Raw genomic sequence first — 19,427 nt, 5'->3', positions numbered from 1 at the left:
GTGAGCGTTTAGTCTTTATTCCCAGCGTATGGTCTGGGCAATAATGCTGGTCAGGTCCATCATTTCAATGCCCAGCTGTTCACGGCGGAAAGGATCTTCCATGGCGCATTTGAGGTGGATCTGACATTTGGGACAGGCGGTCACCAGCAGATCGCTGCCTGTGGCGTGGACCTGTTCCAGGCGTTTGACCTGCATGGCTTTGCTGTAGGCGTCGCATCCGGTCCAGGCGCAGTTACCGCAGCAGATGGAGGCCCCCCCGGACTCTTTCATCTCCGTAAACCTGACCGGTTTGAGTCGTTTGAGCAATTTGCGCGGCAAATCCGCCCGGTTTTCGAGACGGCCGAGACGGCAGGAATCCTGGAAGGTGATGGTCCGATCCAATGGTTCAAAGCATACCGCACCTTTATCGATCTGCTCTTCGAGAAAATCGTAGAGATGGATGACGTTGAATTGTGGTTCGAATCCCTGTTCGGCATAGGTGGTGTGCAGCGTCATAAAGCACTCGGGACAGGTGGTAATCACGGTCTCTATCCCGAGCTCATGCAGTCGATCGACATTGAGGCGGGCCAGGCGGGAAAAATTTTCCTTGTCACCGGACCAGAGCAGATCATGGCCGCAACAACGTTCGTCTTCGAGCAGGCGGGGGGTCACATCAAAGAAATTGAGCAGGCGGAGACTGTCGACCAGTATGGTACTGGTTGCCACGTCGCTGTGCTTGCTGAAAAAGATGTCATAATATGGAGCACAGCCACCATAAAACAGCGTGGTGCTGTGTGGATCGATACGGATATCCTCGGGCAGGCCTGCCCACCGACGGGGCTTGACCGCCGGCGAGGTGAGGGAGCGCATCAGAGAGTGAAAAAAACCGCCATGCACTTCCTGACCGCTCAATTCACTTTGGCGGTAGAGGTGGCGCAGGTCTTTGATAAAGGCAGGGAAATTGACCGCCGAGGGACAGCGATCATAGCACAGGCCGCAGGTCAGGCAGGACCAGGCGTTTTCCCGTACCCCCGGAGCATGGATACCGCCGGTAATGACCGCTGAGGCAATGGCACGGGGTGAGAAGGCTTTGCCGACGAGGGCCAGCGGACAGGCGGATGAGCACTTGCCACAATCCTGGCAAGCATGGATATCAAAGTTGGTTACCAGCTGCTGCAATTCTTCCTTGCGCTGAGCCGTATCCGCAATGGGCGGGGGCGGCAGAGTCTCGATTCCGGCATGGCCGAGCTTGCGGATATCGGCAGTGAAGTCTTGGAGAAAGGTGAGCATGTCCTCTGACTGTTCGGGAAGAAAGGCGGCAAAGCGCAATCGCTCGCCACCAAGGCCCATGAGATCGAGGATATGTTGCATATCACCGGTGTTGCGCACGGAGGTGGCCGTCCCACTGCCGTAGCGGCAGGTGCCTGGCTCACAACCGACCACAGCAACCCCATCGGCGCCCTTGGCAAAGGCCTTGAGCATCATGGCCCGATCGATGCGACCAGTGCAGGGGGTGCGCACCATGCGGATTTCATCCGGGATGGGACGTTGTTCATCCTGCAGGTTCAGAAAAGCGGCGTGCGCTCCCCAGTTGCACAGGAAAAGAAGGATATTCAATGAATTTTCGTTGGTTTTATTCATGGACACTGTCCCTGGAGAGTACTTCCTCAAGAGCCTGCTCGAGATAGGCCCGGTTACGGTACGGACTGTCAGCGGCTCCGGTGGGGCAAACGGAAAGGCAATTGCCACAACCCTTGCACAGGGCCTCATCGATATACGCATGCCAGCCATTGGCCTCATTGGCCGTCAAGGTTACTGCGTGATACAGGCAGACGTTGATGCAGCGACCGCAACCCCGGCATAATTTTTCGTCCACCGTGGCGGTAAACCCTTTGGACTGGCGTGGGCCTCGAGGAATGGTTGCTGCCACCATGATTGCGGCCGCTGTTCCTTTTTTAAGTTTGGAGACGTTGATGCCGGAGGGCTCGGCCAGATACAATCCAGGTACTGAGGTGGCGCACGGATAGGAAAAAGGAACACCTTTTTTCCCTCGTTCCTGAAGGACAGGTTCGACTGTCGTATTGGGGAGGCCTTCCTGATGAGTATAGGCGATGCGTCGACGTGCTTTTTCTCCGAGAATCACCGTGCCGACGCGAAAGATCTGCTGATGCCCTTCGGATTCGACCAGGATCTGGAAGTCGCCGATCGTGCCACTGATCCCTTTAACATTCCAGTCCGGAAAATTGTGGATATTGGCATGTTCAACCGGATTTTTCAGGGGTTGCTCCGCTGTTCCGAAGCGGAAGACGTCATGATCCGTGTCGGCCAGAGTCAGGGCGCTGGTGTTGGCTGCCTGGGATGTGCCGATGACGGCGGTGGCGAAATTGTAGTTGCGATCAACTGTCGGCAGGGGCTTGAGGACTGCGGATCGCTTGATGGACCGTTGCAGGAGCCCTTTGAACCGTATCAGGGCCAAGTCCGGTTTGTTTTCCACCAGACGGAGGATCTCGCCGCGCAGATTGCAGGTTTCAACCATGGAGCGGCTGATACCGGTTCCATGGAACAGATTGTTTTTCAGGCGGCTGCGCTGGTCGGTGCAGGCGCTGCAGACAAAGTTGAGGGGGCAACAGACACAGGATGCAAGGACTATGCGGGTGAGCGATTTCTCCCGCACAGCCCGGATGATAGCTGAGTAACCTTCCTTGACACATGCCGAGGGCAGTGTTTCCGCGTGGGCGATGCGGGTATCCTCTGTGCTCAGCTGGTCGAGGTATGAGCTCATTTCATCCATCCAGCCGAGCGCATCGTTACAGCGGCAGGCAAAAACGCCAATGCGGATTTCAGGGGAGAGAACGGCGTCCGGGACAGTAAAGGCAAGACCATGGCCCTTGGTTTTTCTGGAGGCTCCGCCGAGGAGGAGCATGGCCCGAGCCGCAGCGTCAAAGCCGCGAACCACCATGTCATTGACATCCGGTCGAGCCGCTTTGGGTCCATAGGCACGAATAATATCGTCCCCCTTGATGCCGGAAGGTGCCAGGGACGGATCGGCAACGATGACAGCACCGCAGTGTTCGACGATCTCTTCCTTTTCCTGATGATGATCGATGGCCTTGAGGGCTCCACAGGCAGCCACACATTGCAGACATTCGGAGCACACGCCGCATTGCAGACAACGGCCTGCCTCGGTGCTGACCTGTTGGGCATTGAAACCCATGATCACTTCGTCGAAATCTTTTCTCCGCTCCTGTGCCGGTCGTTCAGCAACCGGTGTGCGGTGCAATGGTGTGAGTGTCTCGGGTATAGCGGGAAAATCTCGTGTCGTTGGCCGGGAGATCGGTACGGGACACTCCCTGCCGGTGAGGTCGGCATGGATCGATCGAGCGGCCTCGCGGCCAGCAGCCATGGCCTGAACCACCGAAGTGGGACCGGACACCGTGTCGCCGCCGGCATAAACCTTGCTCAGGGTGGTGCGCTGGTTATCGTCGGTGACGATGAAGCCGCGATCACTGACCGCCAGGAGACCGTTGAAACTGTCTGCATTGTACCCGCCTACCTGACCAATGGCGACAAAGGCTCGTTGAACATCCAGGGTAAAAGGCTGACTGCCCTCGGTAACCACCGGCCAGGCTACTCCTTTCTCATCTGCCGGACCGGGTACGGTCGGCATGCATTGCAGGCGGGCAAGACGATTGTTTTCCCCCTGGAAGGCAATAACCTGGGTGGCATCGATGATGGTGACGCCTTCCTCGAGGGCTTCACGGACCTCAATCGGGTCGGCGGGAATGCGGTCAAGGTCGAACCAGGACAGGATGCTGACCTCGGCCCCCATTCGGGCCAGGGTCCGGGCCAGATCAAAGGCGGAATTGCCGTCACCAATGACCGCGACCTTGCCTTCCATCCGATTCAGATCTTCCCATTGGCTTCGGGCCAGAAAGTTCAGACAGCCTTCAACACCTGCGAGGTTTTCTCCCGGCACACCCATCTGCCGGTCATACCAGGTGCCGGTGGAGATGAGTACCCGGTCATGATCCTGACTCATTCGCTGGAGGTCACGGGACAAGTCAATGGGATGGTTGGTGACAAAGGTCACACCCATCTGTTCGATATACTTGATTTCACGATCAAGAATGGCCCGTGGTAAACGGTGCCTGCCAATGCCGTAGCGAAGCAGACCGCCTGGTTCGGCCTCCTTCTCAAAAACAGTGACCCTGTAGCCTCTGCGGGCCAGGTCGGCGGCCGCGGCAAGTCCAGCGGGCCCGGAACCGATGATGGCAACTTTCTCCCTCCTCGTCGGTTCGATGTCGGCCAGCAGGGTCTGGACAGCTGTGGCCTGTCGAGAAGGATCAGAATTCTCGTAGTCAGCCAGGAAACGTTTGATCTCACGGATCGCCACCGGATCATCGATTCCACCCCGGCGGCATGCCTCCTCGCAGGGATGGGTGCAGACACGGCCACAGATACCGGGAAGAATGTTATCCTTGCGAATCAAGGCCAGGGCTTCTTCATATCGGCCCTGGGACGCCAGGGCGATGTAGCCCTGGGCATTGACCCCCAGAGGGCAATTTTCCTGACAGAGCGGTTGGTTACGTTTGTCGATATAGGGTCGACCGGGCAGGCTGGTACGGGCATGGAAATGCAGGGCCTTGCCGGTTTCCGGTTGGGTAACGGGGCAGACGGCAACACACTTGCCGCACAGCGCACATCGGTCAGAGTCGATGAAAGTCTGTTCCTGGTCGATACGAACGCTGAATCCCTGGTGGGTGTGCTTGATCGAACTGATCTTTGCCGGCAGCAGGGTGCGGATGGAGCTGTTGCGGGCAATACGGATCAGCCCGGGACGGTGGGCATAATTAAAGGTCAGGCCCGAGGGCAGCCGGTATTCCTCGGCCGCCAGTTTTCGGTCAAGGTCAGGAGCTGATTCCACCAGGGTCACCGGGATGCCCAGTTCACCGAGTTTATTGGTGGCGGCGATACCCTCCGGGGTGGCACCGGCAACGATCACTTTATAGAGACGCTCTTTCTGTCGTTTCATTATACCATGGCTCCTGTCTGGCCAGCGGCCCGCCTCTCTCGTCCCTTAAGGGTGGAAAGGCCGTAGTCGAACCCCTTGTTGAACGCTTCGATGTTCCGTTCCACCGTGCCCTTGGGAACCGTCTCGGCAATGGTGGCCTGGATCGATTCGGTGGTTACGACTTTGGTGATGGCGGTACAGAAGCCGAGCATGATGATATTGGCCATCATTTTATTGCCCAGGTTCTCGGCCATACGGGTAGCGGGGATGGCGAAGTGATCGCAGGGTACCTCCTGAGGTTGCACCAGGTCCTGGTCGACGAGAAGAATGGAATCAGCACGCAGGGCCGGAGTGAATTTTTCATAGCCGGCCTGGGACAGAGCCATGAGAATATGTGGGGCGTTGACATAAGGATAATGGATAGGGGTCTCCGAGATGATGACTTGGGCGTTGCAGGCGCCGCCCCTGGATTCAGGTCCATAGGCCTGCACCAGAGTGCTTTCCTTGTTGTCGCCAAGCGAGGCCGACATGCCAAGAATACGCCCGGCCAGGATGATGCCCTGGCCACCAAAGCCGGTGACAATGATCTCGGTCTGGATGTTGTTTGCTGGTGTGCTCATGATGGTGATTGGTACCGGTACGTGGAGATAGAGAGAAAGGGATCAGTCATCACTGCAGGGATGGCAGGTCGCATAATAGCGATCATCACAGGTGGAGCGATCGACATCGATGAAGGTGCCGATGACCACGCCCTTGTCAAAGTCGATATCGGCCTGGGCAGGATTTACCCCGTTTTTGATGATGGTCCGTTCCTGGTAAAGCCTGAGAGTCTCCAGGGGTTTTTCCTTGTTGCGGCGGCCGTAGTTGACCGGGCAGGGTGAGAGTACCTCGATAAAGGAAAAACCCTTTCTGATGATGGCCTCGTTGATGGCTGTGGTCAGGTCCCGCGTATGGAGAATGGTCCAGCGAGCAACATAGGTAGCACCGGAGGCATAAGCGAGCAGGGGCAGGTTGAAGGGGGCATCAGGATTGCCCATCGGCGTGGTGGTGGATTTGGCCATGCTGGGAGTGGTGGCCGCGACCTGCCCGCCGGTCATACCGTAGGTCAGGTTGTTGACGCAGATGACCGTCAAATCCATATTGCGCCGGGCGGCGTGAATGAAGTGGTTGCCGCCAATGGCAAAAAGGTCACCGTCCCCGGAAAAGACAATCACTTTCAAGTCCGGATTGGCCATCTTGATGCCGCTGGCAAAAGGAATAGCCCGGCCATGGGTGGTGTGGAAGGAATCGAGCTTGATATACCCGGCGCCACGGGCCGAACAGCCGATACCCGAGACCATGGTGAAACGATTGTACGCAATGCCGGTGGCCTTGATGGCGCTCAGGCAGGAAGAAAAGGCCGTACCGATGCCGCATCCCGAACACCAGATATGGGGAATACGATCGGTGCGGATCAGATCGTCAAGGGGATGTTCCGGTTTTTTGGCTGTTTTTTTCGGATTGGTGGTCATGGTATCAGAACTTCTCCTCAATGCGGGCAAGTACCTTGTCCGGATGGATGATTTTCCCGCCGGCATCACCGACGAGATAGGCGGCGGCCTGGCCGCCCGCGCAGCGTTCGACCTCATAGTGCACCTGACCGAGATTGATCTCTACAGTAATGAATCCTTTGACCCGGGACGCGATTGACCGAATCATGGTCTCGGGAAAGGGCCAGACCGTAATCAGTCGCAGAAGGCCGGCCTTATAGCCCATTTCCCGAGCCCGATCGACTGCTGACAAACCGGTACGCACGGAAATACCATAGCTGACGATGACGATTTCAGCATCCTCCATCCGATAGCTTTCTGTTTCGATGATGTCATCAAGATTGTTGCGGATTTTGCCCTTGAGTCGCGCCATCATCTCCTGCTGGGCTTCAACGGTCATGGCGGGATATCCGCGTTCATCGTGGGTGAGACCGGTAACGTGAATATTGTAGCCGTCGCCAATGGATGGCATGGGGGCGACGCCATTGGGACCCGGTTGGTAAAGTTTGAAGCGGTCCCTGCGACCGGTTGGTTTGGGCCGCTCTATCAGGTGAATCGTTTCAGGTTCGGGGATAACCACCTTTTCGCTCATATGGCCGACGATTTCATCGGCCATGACCAGCACCGGCACCCGGTATTTTTCGCTCAGGTTGAAGGCGCGGATGGTCTGATAAAAACAATCCTGGGGTGATGAAGGGGCCAGGGCAATGAGTTCATAGTCGCCATGGGAACCCCAGCGGGCCTGCATCATATCCCCCTGACCGGTCATGGTGGGCAGGCCGGTTGAAGGTCCGGTCCGTTGCACATTGATGATCACGCAGGGTGTTTCCGTGCAGACGGCAAGGCCGAGATTTTCCATCATCAGGCTGAATCCGGGCCCCGAGGTGGAGGTCATGGTCTTGGCTCCGGTCCAGGCCGCGCCGATGATGGAGGCCATGGCCGCGATTTCATCCTCCATCTGAATGAAGGCACCGCCGACATCGGGCAGCCGTTCGGCCATGTGCTCGGCAACTTCGGTGGCCGGGGTGATGGGATAGGCCCCAAAAAAACGACAGCCGGCGGCAATAGCGCCTTCGGCGCAGGCAACGTCGCCATTGATGTAATGCTCACCGGTGAGGACAGCTGGTCGCATAGGTTGTCTTTCGCCTCTGTGATAAATTGAAAACTATACGGTTGCCGGTGGTATCTCCACCGAAAAGATGGCGAACTCGGGACAGATGATTTCGCAATAGTGACAATTGACACATTCGTCGGGTTTGACCACCACTGGAGGGTGATACCCCTTACGATTATATGCCTCGGAAAACTGGAGGATATCCTTGGGGCAGAATTCGATACAGTAGCCGCAGCCCTTGCAGCGGTCGTCGATGATATGGACCAGGCCCTTGGTGACCTGTATGTCCTGCGCGTCAAGCGGAACTCGCCAGAATGCCATGTTGCCTGCCTGTGAATGAGTGAAGGTTGGGTTGGAAACTGGTGCACGGGTGCAGGCACCGGATCCTGCGGTTGTTTCCTGCTGGCTGATAAAAAGGTACGGGAAGTCTGTGCTTCGGTGTTGACAGCTTGAAAACTTAGCAGAAAATGCGAGCAAAAGTCAAGAAGTATGCCTTGGGTTGTGAGAAAAAATAAAGACACGGTCGATGAAATACCGACAGTGTCTTGATTTTTTTCTGATCTTATGGCTAGCAGGGGGGAAAGATGGTTTTCGTGCTTTCGCAGGTCCGATTTGTTTTGCTGTTGCAGGCGAATGAAGGGAAGAGAACCCCTGGTTGTTCACCGAGTTGCTCACTGGTGTGGGCTGGAAGAGGGACACGAAGTCCGATCGGACGGAGGTTGGCGACAGCTGGGGCACATGGCGCCACCGGTGTCGTGACACATGCCGCTCAGTCCATGGCGGCTACGGTGCAAACGGCGACGACAGAAGATCAGCAGCCAGCTGAAACCGAGAAAAATACAAAGGGTCAGAAAAAAAAGGAGAACATTCTGCATCACGAATCTTTCAGCCGCCGAAGTCGTCGAAGTGAATATTGGTGGCTTCAACGCCAAGATCGTCGAGCATGGTCAGCATCGACTGGGTCATGACCGGCGGGCCGCACATATAGTAATCGATGTCTTCTGGAGCCGGATGATCCTTGAGATAGTTGTCAAAAAGCACTTGATGAATATAGCCGGTCAAGCCCTGCCAGTCATCTTCGGGTTGGGGATCGGAAAGGGCCAGGTGGAAGGCGAAATTATCATGCTCCCGGGACAGGGCCTCGAATTCTTCGGCGTAAAAAACCTCCTTGAGACTGCGGCCGCCATACCAGAAGGAGACCTTTCGAGTGGTGCGGCGCGATTTAAACAGTTCCATAATATGGCTGCGCAGAGGAGCCATACCGGCGCCGCCGCCAACGTAGACCATCTCGGAATCACTGTCTTCGATGAAGAAGTCTCCGAAAGGACCGGCAATGGTTACTTCGTCACCTTCCTTGAGATTGAAGATATAGGAGGAGGCCTGCCCGGGAGGAGTGCCCAGAGGACCCCGCGGCGGTGGGCTGGCAATGCGGACGTTGAGCTTGATGATGCCTTTCTCGGCCGGATAGTTGGCCATGGAATAAGCCCGGCTCACCGGTTGGTGAACCCGGGACTGGTACTGGAACATTTTGAATTTGGTCCAGTCGCCCAGAAATTTTTCATCAATATCAAAGCTCTTGTAGTCAAGGGCATGGGGCGGTACTTCAATCTGAATATAGCCGCCTGGTTTGAAGTTGACTTCCTCATCAGAAGGCAGTTCAAGGACCAGTTCCTTGATAAAGGTGGCGACATTGCGATTTGAGCGAACCCGGCAGACCCACTTGCGGGTTTCCAGCATTTCCGAAGGGATACGGATTTTGAGATCGCGCTTCACCGGGACCTGGCAGGATAGGCGCATACCCTGCCGGGCCTCGGCGGGTTTGATCGATGAGAGTTCGGTGGGGAGAATGGCGCCGCCTCCCTCCTCAACCAGGCAGCGGCATTGCCCGCAACTGCCGCCACCACCGCAGGCCGAGGAAAGGAAGATACTCTGCTCGGCAAGGGCGCTAAGGAGTTTGCCTCCAGGAGGGACTGTCAGTTTTTTTTCATCGTTGACCAGGATGGTGACCTCACCACTGGGAAGCAGCAGACGTTTGGCAGTGACAATCAGGGTGACCAGCACAAGCTGAATGGCGAGAAAACAGAGGACTGCAGCGACAATTTCATGCATGCCGTCGCCTCCTTATAGAAGGAGAGGTTCTTCCGGGCTGTTGGTCCTGTGCGCAAAACATATCAAAAGCCCCCCAGGCCCATGAAAGCCAGGGCCATCAGGCCGGCACAGATGAAGGTCAATCCCAGGCCGCGAAGTCCGGCGGGTGGGTTGGCATACTCCAGTTTTTCACGGATACCGGCCAGAAGAACCACGGCCAGAAAGAAACCACCGCCGGCCCCGAAACCGTAGGCCGCGCTCTCGCCCAGGGTGTACTCGCGCTCCACCATGAACAGGCTGCCGCCGAGGATGGCGCAGTTAACCGTCAACAGGGGGAGAAAGATGCCCAGGGTCGCATACAAGGCGGGCATAAAACGATCAAGGAACATCTCCAGAATCTGGACAATGGCCGCGATCACGCCGATGTAGATGAGCAGGCCGAGAAAGGTCAGATCCAGGTCGGGCTGACCTATCCAGGCCAGAGCTCCCGCTGCGAGCAGGTATTCGAGGATCAGGTGGTTCACCGGCACGGTGATGACCATCAGGACCAGTACTGCCGCCCCGAGACCAATGGCGCTTTGCACTTTTTTAGAAATGGCGAGAAAAGTGCACATGCCCAGAAAAAAACTGAGCGGCAGGTTTTCGACAAAGAACGAGCGAATGATGATTTCCAGGTAGGGGTTCATCAGTTCTTCTCCTGCTGAACCGGATCAATAGTGCGCAGAAACCAGATGATCAAGGCGATGAGAAAGAAGGCACTCACCGGCAGGACCATGATACCGTTGCGCAGGTACCAGCCGCCGTTGGTGGTCAAGGGCAGGATTTCGACCCCGAACAGGGTGCCGGATCCGAGCAGTTCCCGGAAGAACGCGACGGTCATAAGGATAAACCCATATCCCAGACCATTGCCGATACCATCGAGGAAGCTGCTTATCGGCGGGTTGGACATGGCAAACCCCTCCGCCCGGCCCATGACAATGCAGTTGGTGATGATCAGACCGACATAAATGGAGAGTTGCCTCGCCAGGTCAAAATAAAAGGCCTTGAGGATCTGGTCGACCAGAATCACCAGGGTGGCAATAACCGTGATCTGGATGCCGATGCGTACAGAGTTGGGGATGTGGGCACGGACCAGGGAAATAGTCAAACTGGAAAAAGCCACCACCAGGGTGACGCAGATCGACATAACCAGAGCAGTTTCCAACTGAGTAGTAACCGCCAGGGCCGAGCAGATGCCCAGCACCAGAAGGGCGATGGGATTGCGCTCGATGATCGAGCGCAGGAGGAGATCACGTTTCCTGTCAGCCATTGAGTCCTCTTTGCCGCTGCAGTTGTTGGAAAAATGGTCGGAAGCCATGGTCACCAAACCAGAATTGCAACAGGTTGGAAACACCGTTACCGGTGTTGGTGGCCCCGGAAAGGCCGTCGATATGGTGAGCGGCAGCTCTTTCTGTTTCAGCCGCGGGGCCCTGAACCAGGCGCAGGGCTACTTCCTGATCCGGTCCGTAGATTTTTTTACCCCGCCACCGTTCCTGCCAGCGGGGGTTTTCAATCTCTCCACCCAGGCCAGGAGTCTCGCCATGTTCGAAAAAACTGACGCCGCGGATGGTGTTCAAATCGGCATCCACAGCCACATAAGCATACATGGTCGACCAGACACCCCTGCCTCGGATAGGGAGGATGATCTGGTCAATCCGGTCCTCCTCTTTCACCAGGTAGACCAGGGAATAGCGTTCTACCCGTGACAGTCCGGCCAGGTCCTCGTCCCTGCTCAACGGTCTGCCCAAATCACTGTCCAGAGCCGCTCGACGTTGATCAAAGGTTTCCGGAGCGATGCGGTCCGCGGATACAAATTCACCGCTGGCGAGTTCAATAACACGGGTGCGGATGGTGAGAAACTGTTCCTGGACATCCTTGTCTCCACGGTACAGGCCGGCGGCGCGGAGAATATTCCTCTGCTGATCGATCTGGCGGTTGGCCTCCTGCAGGGGGCGTAGACCCACGGCGGCACCGGCGACCAGGGTGGAACAAGCCAGGGCCAGGATCAGCACTGTATAAAACGGCCTGGCAAGGGATTCTTCAGCCATGACGCAGTCTCCTCCGCTTGATATTGGCCTGGACAACAAAATAATCGAAGAGTGGGGCACAGACATTGCCCAGAAGAATGGCCAGCATCACGCCCTCGGGAAAAGCCGGGTTCACGGTACGGATGAGGATGGCGAGAAAGCCGATCAGTCCACCGTACAACCATTGTCCTGTTGGTGTCTGCGCCGCGGAGACAGGATCAGTGGCCATGAAGACCATGCCAAAGGCGAAGCTGCCCAGCACCAGATGCCAGTGGGCCGGCAGGGTGTACAGACCGTTGACCGGGTCGGGCAGGTGGGCCAGGATGACGGCGGTCAGGACACCGCCCAGGAGCATAGCCCCCATGATTCGCCAGGAGGCAATACCGGTAATGAGCAGCAGGCCGGCGCCCAGCAGACAGGCGAGGGCTGAGGTGTCGCCCATGGATCCGGGCAGAGAACCGACAAAGGCCTGGGTCCAGGTGTAGGGCAGTTCGGCCAGGCCGACGCCTGGATCAAGATCAGCGATTTCGGCCAACAGGGTCGCACTGGTGTACCCGTCCACTGGCACCCAGACGGTGTCACCGGTCATCTGGATCGGATAGGCAAAATAGAGAAAGGCACGGGCCACCAGGGCCGGGTTCATGAAGTTACGACCGACACCGCCAAACACTTCCTTGGCGAAAATGACGCCGAAACTGATGCCGAGCGCCACCTGCCAGAGGGGAATGGTGGCCGGCAAAGTCAGAGGAAAGAGAAGGCTGGTGACCAGGAAGGCCTCGGAAAATTCATGTCCGCGCAAGAGGTTGAAAAGCCCTTCCCAGATGCTGCCCACCACCACGGTCACCAGATAGATGGGCAGGAAGTAAAGGGCGCCATGCACCAGATTGGCCAGGTGGCTGGCCGGATCGCAACCAACCAGGGCCATGACCGCACCCCTCCAGCCTGGAGGCAGAGCAACCCCCAGTTGCTGCAGGGCGAGGTTGGCCTGGTAACCGGTGTTCCACAAGGCCATGATGACACAAGGGATCAGGGCAATGATTACCGTGATCATGATCCGTTTGTAATCGACGCCATCGCGGACATGGGGAGCTGTACGGGTAGTCCGACGGCTGTGGAAAAGAAAGGAGTCGGCGGCCTCGAACAGCGGGTACCAGCGGTGGAGGGGGCCGCCTTTGGCAAATCTTGGCGCTATTGCATCGAAAAAATTACGGAGAAATGGCATGGATACCGCACCTTGATGTTATCCTGGAGAAAGAGTCGGCCATGGATCATTCACCTTCCTGGATGGCGTTGAGCACTGCACGCAGCATCGGTCCGTATTCGTTTTTCCCTGGACAGACAAAACTGCACAAGGCCAGGTCCTCCTCAATGAGTTCCAGGCAACCGAGAGCAGCGGCTTTTTCGGTATCGCCCACGGCCAGGCTTTTCAGCAACGGGATGGCCATGATGTCCAGAGGCATAACCGAGTCGTAGACAGGCAGGGGATAAATGGCCCGCCGGCCGCCCCAGGCAGCGGTGGTCATGCTGAAGCGTTTACTCCTGAACAGCCTGGAGGCAAACAGGCCGGTACGGGAGAAACGGTCACTGCCCGGAGCCAGCCAGGCAAAAAGCGAGCGGCCGTCTCCCTCACTGATCACCGTGACTTGACGGTGATATCGGCCCAGGAAGCCGGTGGAGGTTGTGTGTATACGGCCATCGAGAACTGAACCGGAGATGATTCGTCGAGGCCCGTCGGCAACGAGTTCATCCCGGCAGAGATCCTGCAGCGATGCCCCGGCCCGGGTGTTGATTAGCCGGGGGTATTGCACCCCGGGGCCGGCCAGGGCGATGATCTTTTCCGTGCTGAGTCTGCCGGTAGTGAAAAGGTGGCCGATGGCCAGCACATCCCGGGCTTCGATATGCCAGACCTGTTTGCCGGCATGCACCGGATCGATATGGTGAATATGGGTTGAGGGCAGACCAGCGGGGTGAGGTCCGGCAAATCCCCAGGATTCAATGCCGTCTTCGTCCATACCGGGCAGATCTGCCCCGGAGCGAGCGCACAGATGCAGGGGAACCTTGAGTAGACGGCGCAGAACCCGAAGCCCGGCGAGGAAATGCTTTGGTCGCCGCTGTATGAGCACCTCGGGATCGGCGGCCAGTGGTTGGCTGTCCAGAGCGGTGATAAAAAGAGATTCAGGGGTGTCCTTGGCCCGGGGGATAAGACCAAAAGGCCGGGTCCGAAACCCGCTCCACAGGCCGCTTTGGTGCAGGAGTGAGCGAATAGTCTCCGCGGATTGAACCTGCAAGGGTTCCATGGCCTCGGGAAAAGAAACTTCCCCATCCCCTTCGAGGCGGATGACCAGGGATTCGAAACGTCGCTTCTCGCCCCGGTTGATGGCCACCACCATCCCGCTGCCCGGCGAGGTGAAAAAAAATCCCTCGTTTTTCTTGTCCGTAAACAGAGGCTGGCCCAACTGGATCCGATCACCTGTTTCGACCAGCATAGTGGGTTTGAGGCCCGGGTAGTCGTCACCGATAAGGGCCACTTCCTTGATCGAAGCACTTTTGGTGATCACCTGCTCCGGAACTCCGGCCAGAGGGATATCAAGGCCCCGACGTATGTTAATGGTCTTCATCTCACCCCTGAAAGCCCGTGGTGCGGTACTGGTGGAGATCCTTGCTTATCAACAGTCCTTCGCAGCCGGTGTACTTTTCCAGCACGGTCAGGGCCTGTTTGGGTCCAAGAACCATGGCAGCGGTGGCCAAACCATCGGCCAGAGCAACTGAGGGTGCCGTGACCGTGGCGCTTGCCAGTTCCAACGGCGACATGCCGGTACGGGGATCAAGAATGTGATGATGCCGGAGATCATCGCTAAAGGCCTGCATATAGTCACCGGAGGTGGCCACGGCCAGAGGGGAGAAGGTTGAGATCACTGGCATGGTTTCTGGCCCGTACGCTCGGGGCGGCCGAACGCCAACCCGCCAGGGCTGGTCTCCCGGTTTGTTTCCGGTCACCATGAGATCGCCCCCGGCCTCGACATAGACGTCGGCAAAGCCGTTGCTGTTCAGAGTGGCCACGCCTTGGTCGACAATATATCCCTTGGCTATACCGTCCAGGGTGATTCCCATGTTCGGTCGGGTAAAAGCGAGACGGGCTCCCCGTCGTTCGATGGCACGGTAATCGACCAGCCTGAGGGTTTCTGTCAGCTGATCCTGCTCCGGCAGTTGGTTATGGGCATAGAGTTGTAAAAGTGGCAGAACGGTGATGTCAAAAGCACCTTCGGTGGTTTCGCTGATGTGGTCGGCCAGGTCAAGAACCTCCAGAAACTCGGCCGGTGCCGCGGACAGGGCCCCAGTTGCATTGAGGCGAGCCAGGGCGCTTTCAGCCCGGTATCGGCTGAAAATATGTTCCAGGGTCTCCATACGGGCAAAGGTGTCTCTGGTTGCCTGCAGGCACTGGTCCACATCCGGACCATGGACAATCAGGTTGATCTGGGTGCCCATCATGATCCGGCTTTGCCGAATCGTGTGCTCCCCGGGATTTGGTCGCAGCGCGCCAAACCCATAGAAACCGGCCGCGACCCCGGTAAGAGCGAGAATAGTGAGAAATCTGCGTCGCCCGATTCGGGGACGGCTGTCGTGATGTACGCTCATAGATTCCCTGCCTTAACATCCGTTTCGATGATTACCGTATGTGCTGATAGCGGCTTATCCCAGGCTTGAAGGCTTCTGGGCTGCCGCGATGGATGCATGGAAATAACATTTACCTCCAAACACGACTCATGTGGCCACTCTTCCTATATTCGCATAAAAAGTCAACCCAATCAAAAAACACGATGCAATCCCCTGATGAATGAAGCACATTCCAGCCGTCATGGATCCAGGTGAATTGTTCCGGGCTGAATCATCCACCTTAACCCTTTAAAAGTTAAAAGGTAATGACCTCGTTGCCTTTAATCAAGCTGGCTAATTCCTGCTGCCACGGTTGCGCAGCCAGTTTTTCCGCCAGGAGCACGGCCAGATGCTGCGGCATTATGCCAAGGTCGCGGTTTCGTCCCAGGCCGGAAAGACAGGACGGGCAGTTGGTGGCAATGACTTGCGCTTCCGGGTGTGACCTGCGCTTTGATTGCATACCATGACGTTTACGCTCCAGCATGGCGCCGGTGATATCCGGGCGTGACAGGGCCAGGGTCCCGGCCTCGGAGCAGCATGCTTCGACTGGAATGACCCCGCCGGCAATCCGTCGAACCATAACAGGGCCATCACCCTGCAATGAATCGTGGCAGGGAGCATGGTACAGATAGCGTTGCTCCTTGTCCTGCGGGAAAGACTCCGGGGCGTGTTCAAGCACAAAAGAGGAGATATCGGATATCCCGCACCCGAAAATTTCCTCGGCAGCCAACCCATGCAGCGCTTCTCTGCAGGTACCGCAACTGACCACCACGCTGTCAAAATTGATATAGCCGAGCATCTCCCTGATCTGACTAAGAATGATGGTATCCCGCAGGATGAGGTCATTGTGCATGGTGGTTTTGGCATTAGCTCTGGCCGGAAATCCGCAGCAGAGGTTGGGCGGCGGCAACACCACCCGCACCCCGGTTTTGAGTAGAATGTACAGGGAAGCGGCGGCAATGTCGGCATACAGTCGTTCCGAGCCGCAACCTGGAAAATAGAACACCGTCTTGCCCCTGGGTCCCGGGGGAGTGAAGAGCAAAGCCTCGCTGAGGGAATACTGGGGCAGCCTGGCTCGCAGAGGTTGGTCGGATGGCGGCATCATCGGCGATTTAAGCATAGCCATTAATTGCCAATTTTTCGATGTGATCGCCGACGGAGCCTGGCGGAGGATTTTTGTGCCCAGGCGCTGGAGAGACGCGCCCCATGCCATCACGGTTGTACGGAACAACGCGTTGAAGAGACGATTGCGGTTTTTCAGGTAGTAAAGAGACAATCGGGTGGCCAGAGAGGTCTGTTTAAAGCCTCGATCACTGAGGATTTCACGTTCAAGAATGGACACCCGGGCCGTGTCGATGTCCACCGGACAGGGTTTGAGGCATTTGCCGCACAAGGTGCAGTGGTCAGCAATCTCTCCCAGATGCCGAAGCTGATGAAAGCGGGGATAATGGGATCGTTGCATGTCATAGAGCAGGGCTTCGATCAGTGAACCAATGGCCAGATTTTTGTTTCGAGGATGGAAATAAAGATCGCCGCCGGGAAAAAAGACGCAACAATCGGTCTTGCACTTGCCACAGCGGATGCACTTGGAAATCCGGGAAGCCAGGGTTTCCAGGGATCCATGTTGAAGGATCCGGGCTTCCAGCTCAAGAAGATTGAAAGAAGGGGTGAATACCTTGTCTATAATCTCGGGGTCATCAAGCTTGTTCGGGTTCATCAGCCCTTTTGGATCTGCCTGCTTGCGGTAGGCACGCAACTCGTCAATCAGTTGACGGTCAAGAAATTTCATCTTGGTAATGCCGATCCCGTGTTCACCACTGACCACGCCGTTGAGGGCAACAGCCTTGGTCATGACATCGTCGGCGGTCTGGGCAGCGCGCTGCATCATGGCCCGATCATTGGAAAAAACCGGGATGTTGACATGGACATTACCATCGCCGGCGTGCATGTGGGTGGCAATGATAATGCGCCGTTTGCGCACCTCTTCGAAAATGTGGCGGATATTGGTACTGATGCGGGTGTAGCCGCGGAACAGTTCCAGCAGGTCGGCCTCGAGATTTTTCAGCAGTATTCCGCCGCGAAGATCAGCCCTGGTCCGGTCAGCCAAGATGTCAAGGGTATTTTGACAGAGTTCATCGGCCTTGGGCATCTTGGCCTCCAACCAGTCCGGATCCTCGATGGGTTCAGCGGTTACCAGATAGTCCATGGTTTCGTGGATCACGCTTTCCTGGTTGAAGATATCCTCTTCTCTGTTATATGCATCGACGAAACGGGCGAATTCAGCCAGAGCCGGCAGCGGAAGGACAATGTCCTCGTTGAGCTTGAAGGCATTAGTGCGGGCGGCAATGGCGCCAAGTCGTTTGCGATCCCGCCAGAAACGCTCGGCCTCATCGGCATCGCTGGCTATGAAAAGTTCGGTGTTGGTATAGGATGCGAGTAATTGTTGCAGCCTTGCCTTACCTCGGAGGATCTGGGGAGTGGTGTGGGCAACCATGTCGATAAGCAACACGGCCTTGGGGGGCTCGCTGCGCGCTGCCTTGAATTTGTAGTTGATCGCCCGGATATACTCCTCGTCAAAATGTTCCAGGGCCATCAGTGCCTCCTCGCCCTGGTTGACAAAAGTTTCCGAGATCTCGACGATCACCCGGCTGGCTTCGTCCATGTCCGTGCCGAAAAACTCAAGGCAACAGGTCAGTTTTTTTGCATAGGCTCGATAGAGAATGAATTCCGCCGAGGTAATCACCCCGTCGGTACCTTCCTTCTGGACCCCGGGAAGCCCGCCCAAGGCTTTGTTGGTAATGTCTTTCCACAAGCCTTTTTTGCGAATCTCTTCACCGCCCAATTCGATCCGACGTACTAACGTGCCCATAGCATCGAAAATATCAAAGAGGACTCGGTCTTGGGGAAGGATCTTGCGCATGGGGTGGTTGACCCGCTGGACGGTTAATTTGCCGGCACCTGGGGTGACAATCGTGTATTCCAGCACATTGTCAATGGCCGTACCCCAGAGCACGGCGGTCTTGCCACCGGCATTCTCCGCGATATTACCACCGATGGTGGAGGCCCAGGCACTGGTTGGATCAGTGGCAAAAACCAACCCCTGTTGCTCGGCATAGGTCATGGCATCCTGGGTGATGACCCCGGCTTCCAGGCGGAGCACCGCCATCTGTTTGTGGTTGCCATCATCGTCGGTAAATTCCCGGTGATCCATGCCATGGATACGGTTGAGTTTTTCGGTGTTGATCATCACACAGCCACTGCTCACCGGCACGGCACCGCCGGTGAGCCCGGTGCCGCCTCCCCGGGGAATGACATGCAGTCCCAGTTCTTCGATAGCCTGGAGCAGATGCGGTATCTGCTCTTCCTGTGAAGGGCGGAGTACGGCCACTGGTAAATACAAGCGCCAATCGGTGGCATCGGTGGCGTGACTGATAACGGAGAAGGGGTCAAAGCAGACGTTCTCAGCTCCAATAACGGCCCCAAGCCGTTTTTTCAGTGTTGTCTGCCAAACGGTGACAGTACTGATTTCCTCACCAACCTTACCGACCTGTTGCCGGCAGAGTCGCACCAGATTGATGACCTTGTCGCTTCGTTCCGGATTGCCACGTACCTTTCTGGCCGTGTCTTCGATGATGGCCAGATCCTTGTCCATGGTAGCGAAGAAGGCATTTCGCCGTCGGGGGGAATCGATCAGCTCCCGGTAGAGAAAGGGATTACGGTGGAGGATGAAGAGATCGCCGATGCAGCGCATCACCAGGCGGGCGGAACGGCCGGTGACTCGTTGGCTGCGCAGTTCTTCCAGGTCTTCCCAGACCGCGGGACCAAAAAAATGATTAATAATCAATCGATCGTCGGCTGAAGTGAAATTATAAGGAATTTCACGATAATTGGTGGTTTTCATGTATTGTCCTGCTTGTGGTGCAAGCTGAATATTCAAAGAATAATTGTCCGCAGAACTGGAGCTGCGATTCAGGCACTGGCAACGG

Annotated in this window: 14 protein-coding genes; all 14 read right to left on the bottom strand. The window is 56.7% G+C overall.

What is annotated here, in order from left to right; genetic code table 11:
* Nucleotides 1–15: 15 nt before the first annotated feature.
* The 14 genes from JWG43_RS10580 to JWG43_RS10515 all read right to left on the bottom strand — a co-directional run bounded on the left by JWG43_RS10580 (nt 16) and on the right by JWG43_RS10515 (nt 19,342).
* A complete protein-coding gene (locus JWG43_RS10580) occupies nt 16–1,620 on the bottom strand; it encodes a hydrogenase iron-sulfur subunit (protein ID WP_205242894.1) in 1,605 nt (534 codons plus the stop codon).
* Complete coding sequence (locus tag JWG43_RS10575) at nt 1,613–5,011, bottom strand: FAD-dependent oxidoreductase (protein ID WP_205242893.1); 3,399 nt, start codon at nt 5,009–5,011, stop codon at nt 1,613–1,615. The genes JWG43_RS10580 and JWG43_RS10575 overlap by 8 nt, the downstream gene beginning before the upstream one ends.
* Nucleotides 5,011–5,610, bottom strand: coding sequence for a 2-oxoacid:acceptor oxidoreductase family protein (locus tag JWG43_RS10570; RefSeq protein ID WP_205242892.1), 600 nt, complete (start codon nt 5,608–5,610; stop codon nt 5,011–5,013). The genes JWG43_RS10575 and JWG43_RS10570 overlap by 1 nt, the downstream gene beginning before the upstream one ends.
* Before the next feature lie 42 nt (nt 5,611–5,652).
* On the bottom strand, nt 5,653–6,501 hold the full coding sequence (locus JWG43_RS10565; RefSeq protein WP_205242891.1) for a thiamine pyrophosphate-dependent enzyme: 849 nt from the start codon (nt 6,499–6,501) through the stop codon (nt 5,653–5,655).
* 4 nt (nt 6,502–6,505) lie between these two features.
* Nucleotides 6,506–7,651, bottom strand: a complete 1,146-nt coding sequence (locus tag JWG43_RS10560) for a 2-oxoacid:acceptor oxidoreductase subunit alpha (protein WP_205242890.1) — start codon at nt 7,649–7,651, stop codon at nt 6,506–6,508.
* Nucleotides 7,652–7,684: 33 nt separating this feature from the next.
* Nucleotides 7,685–7,954 carry a 4Fe-4S dicluster domain-containing protein gene (locus tag JWG43_RS10555; RefSeq protein WP_205242889.1) on the bottom strand — a complete coding sequence of 90 codons (270 nt, stop codon included), beginning with the start codon at nt 7,952–7,954 and terminating at the stop codon, nt 7,685–7,687.
* A 564-nt stretch (nt 7,955–8,518) separates the two neighbouring features.
* The gene (gene nqrF / locus JWG43_RS10550; RefSeq protein WP_205242888.1) at nt 8,519–9,742 is read right to left on the bottom strand and encodes an NADH:ubiquinone reductase (Na(+)-transporting) subunit F; all 1,224 of its coding nucleotides are present in this window, start codon (nt 9,740–9,742) and stop codon (nt 8,519–8,521) included.
* A gap of 62 nt (nt 9,743–9,804) precedes the next feature.
* Nucleotides 9,805–10,407, bottom strand: coding sequence for an NADH:ubiquinone reductase (Na(+)-transporting) subunit E (gene nqrE / locus JWG43_RS10545; RefSeq protein WP_205242887.1), 603 nt, complete (start codon nt 10,405–10,407; stop codon nt 9,805–9,807).
* On the bottom strand, nt 10,407–11,030 hold the full coding sequence (locus tag JWG43_RS10540; protein WP_205242886.1) for an NADH:ubiquinone reductase (Na(+)-transporting) subunit D: 624 nt from the start codon (nt 11,028–11,030) through the stop codon (nt 10,407–10,409). The genes nqrE and JWG43_RS10540 overlap by 1 nt, the downstream gene beginning before the upstream one ends.
* Nucleotides 11,023–11,808 (bottom strand): Na(+)-translocating NADH-quinone reductase subunit C, encoded by a 786-nt coding sequence (locus JWG43_RS10535; protein WP_205242885.1) that lies wholly within the window; start codon nt 11,806–11,808, stop codon nt 11,023–11,025. Before JWG43_RS10535 ends, JWG43_RS10540 begins: the two co-directional genes overlap by 8 nt.
* A complete protein-coding gene (locus JWG43_RS10530) occupies nt 11,801–13,009 on the bottom strand; it encodes an NADH:ubiquinone reductase (Na(+)-transporting) subunit B (protein ID WP_205242884.1) in 1,209 nt (402 codons plus the stop codon). Before JWG43_RS10530 ends, JWG43_RS10535 begins: the two co-directional genes overlap by 8 nt.
* 46 nt (nt 13,010–13,055) lie before the next feature.
* The gene (locus JWG43_RS10525) at nt 13,056–14,405 is read right to left on the bottom strand and encodes a Na(+)-translocating NADH-quinone reductase subunit A (RefSeq protein WP_205242883.1); all 1,350 of its coding nucleotides are present in this window, start codon (nt 14,403–14,405) and stop codon (nt 13,056–13,058) included.
* 1 nt (nt 14,406) lies between these two features.
* On the bottom strand, nt 14,407–15,423 hold the full coding sequence (locus JWG43_RS10520; RefSeq protein WP_205242882.1) for an FAD:protein FMN transferase: 1,017 nt from the start codon (nt 15,421–15,423) through the stop codon (nt 14,407–14,409).
* 274 nt (nt 15,424–15,697) lie between these two features.
* Nucleotides 15,698–19,342: a DUF3683 domain-containing protein gene (locus JWG43_RS10515; RefSeq protein ID WP_205242881.1), complete on the bottom strand. Its 3,645-nt coding sequence runs from the start codon at nt 19,340–19,342 to the stop codon at nt 15,698–15,700.
* Nucleotides 19,343–19,427: the final 85 nt, after the last annotated feature.

The sequence above is a fragment of the Desulfobulbus alkaliphilus genome (genome assembly GCF_016918545.1).
Lineage (GTDB): Bacteria > Desulfobacterota > Desulfobulbia > Desulfobulbales > Desulfobulbaceae > Desulfobulbus > Desulfobulbus alkaliphilus.
The sequence above is the reverse complement of the archived record's forward strand: the minus strand, read 5'-3'. Positions and strand labels throughout refer to the sequence as shown.

Excerpts from the sequence above, each read along its gene's own strand:
- JWG43_RS10580 (WP_205242894.1), bottom strand. The coding sequence starts at position 1,620 with ATGAATAAAACCAACGAAAATTCATTGAATATCCTTCTTTTCCTGTGC.
- JWG43_RS10575 (WP_205242893.1), bottom strand. The coding sequence starts at position 5,011 with ATGAAACGACAGAAAGAGCGTCTCTATAAAGTGATCGTTGCCGGTGCC.
- JWG43_RS10570 (WP_205242892.1), bottom strand. The coding sequence starts at position 5,610 with ATGAGCACACCAGCAAACAACATCCAGACCGAGATCATTGTCACCGGC.
- JWG43_RS10565 (WP_205242891.1), bottom strand. The coding sequence starts at position 6,501 with ATGACCACCAATCCGAAAAAAACAGCCAAAAAACCGGAACATCCCCTT.
- JWG43_RS10560 (WP_205242890.1), bottom strand. The coding sequence starts at position 7,651 with ATGCGACCAGCTGTCCTCACCGGTGAGCATTACATCAATGGCGACGTT.
- JWG43_RS10555 (WP_205242889.1), bottom strand. The coding sequence starts at position 7,954 with ATGGCATTCTGGCGAGTTCCGCTTGACGCGCAGGACATACAGGTCACC.
- nqrF (WP_205242888.1), bottom strand. The coding sequence starts at position 9,742 with ATGCATGAAATTGTCGCTGCAGTCCTCTGTTTTCTCGCCATTCAGCTT.
- nqrE (WP_205242887.1), bottom strand. The coding sequence starts at position 10,407 with ATGAACCCCTACCTGGAAATCATCATTCGCTCGTTCTTTGTCGAAAAC.
- JWG43_RS10540 (WP_205242886.1), bottom strand. The coding sequence starts at position 11,030 with ATGGCTGACAGGAAACGTGATCTCCTCCTGCGCTCGATCATCGAGCGC.
- JWG43_RS10535 (WP_205242885.1), bottom strand. The coding sequence starts at position 11,808 with ATGGCTGAAGAATCCCTTGCCAGGCCGTTTTATACAGTGCTGATCCTG.
- JWG43_RS10530 (WP_205242884.1), bottom strand. The coding sequence starts at position 13,009 with ATGCCATTTCTCCGTAATTTTTTCGATGCAATAGCGCCAAGATTTGCC.
- JWG43_RS10525 (WP_205242883.1), bottom strand. The coding sequence starts at position 14,405 with ATGAAGACCATTAACATACGTCGGGGCCTTGATATCCCTCTGGCCGGA.
- JWG43_RS10520 (WP_205242882.1), bottom strand. The coding sequence starts at position 15,423 with ATGAGCGTACATCACGACAGCCGTCCCCGAATCGGGCGACGCAGATTT.
- JWG43_RS10515 (WP_205242881.1), bottom strand. The coding sequence starts at position 19,342 with ATGAAAACCACCAATTATCGTGAAATTCCTTATAATTTCACTTCAGCC.